Below are 6,607 nucleotides of genomic sequence, written 5' to 3'. Positions count from 1 at the left end.
AAGTCGATGGCGTTGAACAGCCCGACCGGGCCGTGCACCGCCAGCTCGTAACCTTCATGCAGGGTGTCATGCAACCAGTTCGAGACCTTGCCGCCCGGTACGCGCTTGATCGTCACCGAGAAGCTGTACGGCACCGACGGCGAGCTGGAAATGGTGTACGAACGCATGATCTGCTGGCCTTCGATTTCCAGCTCCAGGGTGACGAATTGCCCCGGTTTGAAGAAGAACATGATCGGCTGGTCGGCCATAAAGCAGAAGGTGCGCACATCCCAGGTTTCCTGGATGACTTTGACGCAACGGACAATGTGTCGACCATTGGCCCAGGTCTGGGTGGTTACCGGGTTCAGGAAGTTGTTGGACATGCTGATCTCCACGGCCGACTACCGGCCTTTATGTTGGCGATTCTGCGTATAGCGCAGCCCCGCCATTTACCTATCTGCGACATTGACATACTTATCGCGACCAGCCCCCAATTACCGGGGGTTGGGCGTCGGGAACAGATTGGGCCATGTCGCCCATGGATAAGGTTCCGGGGAGCGCCGGCCCCACACTCGCCCCATACCAAGACACAACCTTTACACCTTGCGTAGCAAACCTGATCAGCCACTTTCGCGGCCACGCAGATGGCCTTGAGGAAACACATGATGGACGTCACCACTACCCTGAGCCTCGGCGATCCACTGGAACCCGCACGCAAGGCCACCGCGCAGATGCTGCATGAGCGCGAGCGCACTTTCTCGCTGCCGCAGCCTTTTTACTCTGACGAGCGGCTGTTTGATATCGACATGCAGGAAATCTTCCAGAAAGAGTGGTTGATTGCCGGCATGACCTGCGAGATCCCGACCAAGGGCAACTACCTGACCCTGCAAGTCGGCAAGAACCCGATCATCGTGATTCGTGGCGCCGATGGCGTGGTCCATGCGTTCCACAACGTCTGCCGCCACCGTGGTTCACGCCTGTGCACCAGTGAAAAAGGCAAGGTCGCCAAACTGGTCTGCCACTACCACCAGTGGACGTACGAGCTGGACGGTCGCCTGCTGTTCGCCGGCACCGAAATGGGCGCCGACTTCGACATGAAGCAATACGGCCTCAAACCGGTGAACGTGAAGACCGCCGGCGGTTACATCTTCATCAGCCTGGCAGAAAACCCGCCGGCCATCGATGACTTCCTGTCGACGCTCAGCCATTACATGGAACCGTACGACATGGAGAACACCAAGGTGGCGGTGCAAACCACCTTGATGGAAAAGGCCAACTGGAAACTGGTGCTGGAAAACAACCGCGAGTGCTACCACTGCGGCGGTTCACACCCGGAATTGCTGAAAACCCTGCTGGAATGGGACGACGTCACCGATCCGCGTGCCGACCAGGCCTTCAAGGACCACGTAGCCGCTTCCGCCGCTGCCTGGGAAGCCGAGAAGATCCCTTACGCCCACGCCAGTTTCGGCCTGCGTAACCGTATCGTGCGCATGCCGCTGCTCAAGGGCACCGTATCGATGACCATGGACGGCAAACAAGGCTGCGCCAAACTGATGGGCCGCATCAAGAACCCGGACCTGGGCTCGATGCGCATCCTGCACCTGCCGCACTCGTGGAACCACTGCATGGGCGACCACATCATCGTGTTCACCGTGTGGCCGATCAGCGCCCAGGAAACCATGGTCACCACCAAGTGGATCGTCCACAAGGACGCGGTCGAAGGCGTGGACTACGACGTGGAGCGCATGCGCCAGGTCTGGGATGCGACCAACGACCAGGACCGTCGCCTGGCCGAAGAGAACCAGCGCGGGATCAACTCCACCGCGTACCAGCCAGGGCCTTACTCCAAGACCTATGAATTCGGCGTGGTGAACTTCGTGGACTGGTACAGCGAGCGGATGCTGAACAACCTGGGGGCCGAGCCTGCGCCTTACCTCAAAGGTGTTCCGGTTCAGGGTTAATCGAAATCTGATCGTTCCCACGCCAGGCGTGGGAACGATCCTTCCTCGCTAAATTGAAGACCACCGCACCGAACCATCCTCGCCAATAAACGTCTCTTCGATGTTCTCCCCCACCAGCCGCACCTTCACATAACCGTTCAACACCCGATCCGGGTACGCCTCATCCCGCGCATTTTGCGTTTCCGACCACAGCACCCCCGGATGCCCGTTCAGCTCGCTGGCATTGCCATAGGGAATCGCCCCGTGCCCGGCGCAACGTGCATGCAAGCCACCTTGAGTGGCATAGCAGATGCCGTTATGCAAATRCCCCCAATACCAGTAATCCGGCTCGCGCCCCAAGGCATCGCAGACCGGCTTGTACAGCGCGGTCTTGTCACGCCCGGTAATGTCAAAGCCCTGGTGATGACTGAGCACCATGATCTTCTTGCGTTTGGGCAGGTCTTTCATCCAGTCGATCTGCTGCTTGTTCAGCGCGCCGTCCATATACAGGTTGATTGGACTGGAGGCATAAGCCGAGTCGATCCCGACCACCAGCCAGTCATCGTTGTACAACGCAAAATAACTGGTGCCCTGCTGCGCCGGGAAACGTTTGGCCAGTTCCTTGAAGTAGCCATGGGCGCCGCTGTACATCTCGTGGTTGGAGTTGAGAGTGAATGAGCCCTGCTTGCCCATCGGCCAACCGACCATGTCGACGTCTTCCTGGGAGCGGGTGCCGGCGTAATACACATCCCCCAGATGAATGGTGAAGTCGGCCTGGGCCAGTTGCATCTGATCGGCCACCGCCACTGCCGGGGCATGACTGTCGAACGGCCCGGTGCCCCAGTCGCCGGCAATGGCCAGGGTCACGTCACTGTCCATGCGCATCAACGCCGGGTTGGTAGCGAACGGTGCGTGATGCCGCAGGTTCTCGATCCACTTGAGCAACGCTTCGCTCCACAACAGATCCAGCAGCTCCCATTTGCGACAACCGAGCAGGCTGCCATCCTTGAGCACTTGGGTCTGCAGCTCATCTACCGATTGCGGCAAGGGGCTGGCGTTGCCGATGTGCAGGATCGACAAACCGTGGGACAAATCCCACGGCACACTCGGTTGATCGTCCGGCAAGTCGCCGTGCTTGAGCACGTATTGCGCCTGATCGTGCCCCCGCTGCAGCAGCGCGACGATGGCTTGGTACTCCTCCGGTTCAAGCTCGCTGACGAGCTTCTTCCAGGCCATTTCCAGCCGTGTGAACAGCCCGTGCAGGCGCACCTTCACCTTGTCGTATTCATGTTCCCAATGTCTGACCAATGACATGTCGCTTTCCTCCATCCGTAGTGGAATCACAGGGTTTTCATGAACTCGATGAGCGCCCGCTTATCGAGCTCCGACAACTGCGTGCCGTACAGGTGGCCACCGTTGTGGTTGCCCTCCAGGCGCGTGTCGTATTTGAAGTCCGCCGAGGCTTTCACCTGCTCGCCACTGGTGATGAAGCCGACCTTGTCCTTGTCGTAAATGTCGGAACCGGTGAAGAACACCTGCGGCCGCAGTTCCGGCGGCTGCAGCAAATCCCACAGGGTCGGCACCGAGCCGTTGTGCAAGTACGGCGCGCGCAACCAGATGCCGTCGGTGGGCGTATTGCTGTAGCTCTGGGTCTTGCGGTAAGCACCAAAGTCGAACGGCGGTTTCTTGAAGCCGTGGAAGGCTGTCACTAAACCGGTGGTGAACGAGTTCAGCCGATGGGGATCGGTGCCCAGTTCATCAATCGTGGTGGTGACCTGACCGGTGTCGGTGCGGCCGAAGTCATGGCAACCGGCACAATTCTTTTCCCAGACCGGCTTGCCCCGGGCGACCTTGGCCTGATCCAGCGCGAACGGCCAGGCCGGTGCCTTGTGGCCCAGCAGCCAATTGGTCACCCGGTTGAAACTGTCCGGCAGCACCGACTCCGGCGTCGCACCCACGGCCATGGCCGCCGCGTAGTTGCGCTCATGGATATCGTTGTTGTTGCCGTCCCAGTGCAGGTACAGCGATTCCCGGGGTTTCTGGTTCCAGACTTGCGGCAAGTCGACGGTGCCGATGGTCGAGTCATCCGGGAAGCCGAACACCACCATTTTCGTCGGGTTGAAAGTGTCGGTACGCCCCGGCCCTTGCGGTGCGCGCAGCTTCTGCCAGGCATAAGCCTGTTTCTGTTTGATCAGCGCGCTGGTGGCCATCGGGATGATCAGATAGCGGTTGTACAGGCGCTCGAAGAACCCGAGCTGGAACTTGCTGTTGATCGCAGTCATCACCGCGTCGGGGGTGAATTTGGGGTCGCTCGCGCAATCGTAGGCGAACCACTGGAAGGCCTGCAGTTGCAGGGTATTGGCCGGTGCGGAGGCCACCGGGGTAGCAACATCGCTGGCATTGGCGCGGTAGGAGCCGGTGTGGCACAAGGCGCAGTTGGGCTCCACGGTCGGGTAGCCGATCTGCCGCTTGGCCATGCCGATCGGCAGGTCCTTGCCGTTCTCGTAGAGGAAACCGAACACTTCGTAACCGCCGGGCTTCGGCAGTTTCTCCGGGCACATCTGCGGCAACACGGCGAACAGGTAATAGGGAATCCGTGCTTCGATGCCCAGGCCGATGGCGGCGTATTTGTAGTGGTCTTCGTCAGAAGCGTATTGCTCGGCCGGCACCACTCGCAGCATCTGGTACCAGGTTTCGTAACCGATAAACCCCAACGCCAGCACCACGACCAGCGTGGCGACCTTGAAGCTGTGCCGCCGCCAGCGTCGCGCCCACGCTGCGCACCACTCACGCCAGCCATCGCGAAGCAGGGCGAACGGCCGATTGGCCGGCGCGCTGCCCAGATACAGCAGAATCCCGAGGATCAGGAACATGCCCAGATCGCCCAGCAGCATCGGCACGAACACCTGGGCCTGGTTGCTGGTGTTGATCAGGTAAATCCAGAACGCCACGGCGACCAACCGTGACAATACGCACAGCCACGAATGCACCACGTATTTGGGGGCATTGAAGCCTGACGGCATGTAAAAAAGGCTGATCCCCACCAGCAACATGCCGGCGTTCTCCAGCCAAGGATCGGAGAGCTGCGGAGGCATCCCGAGCATCGAGGTCAGCAACGCCGGCGCGAACAGCGCCGGAATCGCGAAGACCATGTTCATTGCGATGCCTATCCAGATGAAGCGTTGAAACCAGCGGATGTAACTGTCCATGGCATCCATTTCCTTGTAGTCGCCAATCCCAAGTCAGCACACGGCTTTTGTGGCGAGGGAGCTTGCTCCCGTTCGGCTGCAAAGCAGTCGTAAAACCAGAAAACGCGGTGTATCTGATCGATCGCATCCTCAGGTTTTGGGGCTGCTGCGCAACCCAGCGGGAGCAAGCTCCCTCGCCACAAAAAGCCCGATCAACCGAGGGCGGTTTTCTCCAGGTGCTGCAGGATGATCGGGTACACATCGACCACCGCGTTCTTGCCGAACATGCAGTCGATATGCCCATAACCCGGCACCACATGCCGGCTGTAGCGTTCCGGTCCATGGATTTTGCACACGCGCTCATAGGTCCTGAGCGTGCTTTCGGGCAAGTAGCACTGGTTGTCTTCGCCACTGATGAAGCAGATCGGCATGGTCAGCCGGTCGAAGTGCGGCATGTAGACGTCCTGGCCCTTGAAGTCCACCAGATGGCCTTTGCGCAGGATCAGCGCCAGGTGCTCGAAGGTCTGTATGTTCGACTCGCCGAACAACTCGTGCAGGTTGTCGTGCAGGGTTTCGTTGAGTGTGTCGTGGCGGTACAGCGACGCGTACATGAAGGTGATGCGGTGGCACACCGGGTTGGTGCAGTAACCTTGAGCCTCGATGCGGGCGTAGATGTTGAGGGCCTTGTCATAGAGTTTGTTGAACCAGCTCTCCTTGTTGTCGGCATACGCGGTGAGGGATTTGATGCCGATGGCGTCGAGCATCCCCGGCAAATGCAGACCGGCCTTGAGCCCCGTTGCCGTGGCGACCACCGTGTCCGCGGCGATCTGCGAACAGACCACCGAACGCACGCCCTGCAATCCGGCCAGCAGTGACATGAAGAAGGTCGTCGCGCCGTAGCAATGCACCACGCACTGCACGTCAGCGGCGAGGGTGGCCTGCTGGATATGCTCGATGGCGGCCTTGAAGTCGTACTGGGCAATCTGGTCGCCGTTCCATTCATGTTTGCTGGCCGGCAGCAGGATGCTGACCCGGAAATCCAGGAGCCAGACGTCGTACTCGTGCTTGCACAGGTACTCCAGCAGGTTGGTCTGGATGGTGTCGGTGGAGAAAATATTCGAGCCCACACCCAAACCATGCACCAGCATCACCGGCCCCTTGGTGCCGCCCTGATAGCGGGTCAAGCGTAGCTGGACGCTGTCTTCGGTCTGGAAGAACTGCACGCTTGGCGTCGGCGCATCCAGCGGCCGTTTCTGCCGGGGCGGCGCATCGGGGTTGAAGTAGATGTCGCCCGCGAACACCCCGCCGTAGCTCTCCCACAAGATGCCGGCGAAGAACTTGCCGAACCGCGCCAGCCCTTCAATGCGCTCACGTTCGTTGCGCGCGTTGAGCACCTTCATGGTGGTCATCTGCTTGGCAAAATCGGCCGGCTCGATGTGCATCACCCCCGAGCCGATCACCTCGCCCGTCTTGTCCGGCCCGCGATACAGCGTCACATAG

At 60.0% G+C, this 6,607-nt stretch carries 4 protein-coding genes and 1 pseudogene; 1 reads left to right on the top strand and 4 read right to left on the bottom strand.

The features are described 5' to 3' along the window. Positions 1-362, bottom strand: a pseudogene (gene gbcB, locus AC1DLB_RS17675) (glycine-betaine demethylase subunit GbcB); the annotation flags it as partial. A gap of 282 nt (positions 363-644) precedes the next feature. Between gbcB and gbcA the strand changes: the two are divergent. Continuing rightward, positions 645-1,940: a glycine-betaine demethylase subunit GbcA gene (gene gbcA, locus AC1DLB_RS17670; protein ID WP_064621364.1), complete on the top strand. Its 1,296-nt coding sequence runs from the start codon at positions 645-647 to the stop codon at positions 1,938-1,940. A 48-nt stretch (positions 1,941-1,988) separates the two neighbouring features. On the opposite strand, the gene AC1DLB_RS17665 is transcribed toward gbcA, so the two are convergent. The 3 genes from AC1DLB_RS17665 to AC1DLB_RS17655 form a co-directional block, all read right to left on the bottom strand. Continuing rightward, a complete protein-coding gene (locus tag AC1DLB_RS17665; protein WP_477785357.1) occupies positions 1,989-3,233 on the bottom strand; it encodes a metallophosphoesterase family protein in 1,245 nt (414 codons plus the stop codon). A 26-nt stretch (positions 3,234-3,259) separates the two neighbouring features. Further along, positions 3,260-5,128: a c-type cytochrome gene (locus tag AC1DLB_RS17660; RefSeq protein ID WP_064620840.1), complete on the bottom strand. Its 1,869-nt coding sequence runs from the start codon at positions 5,126-5,128 to the stop codon at positions 3,260-3,262. Positions 5,129-5,319: 191 nt separating this feature from the next. Beyond that, the coding region (locus AC1DLB_RS17655; protein WP_477785356.1) for an alpha/beta hydrolase at positions 5,320-6,607 on the bottom strand (1,288 nt) is incomplete at its 5' end.

The sequence above is a fragment of the Pseudomonas sp. 05N434 genome (assembly GCF_056396965.1).
The sequence above is the reverse complement of the archived record's forward strand: the minus strand, read 5'-3'. Positions and strand labels throughout refer to the sequence as shown.

Coding starts and splice junctions, on each gene's coding strand:
- AC1DLB_RS17660 (WP_064620840.1), bottom strand. CDS start 5,128: ATGGACAGTTACATCCGCTGGTTTCAACGCTTCATCTGGATAGGCATC.
- gbcA (WP_064621364.1), top strand. CDS start 645: ATGGACGTCACCACTACCCTGAGCCTCGGCGATCCACTGGAACCCGCA.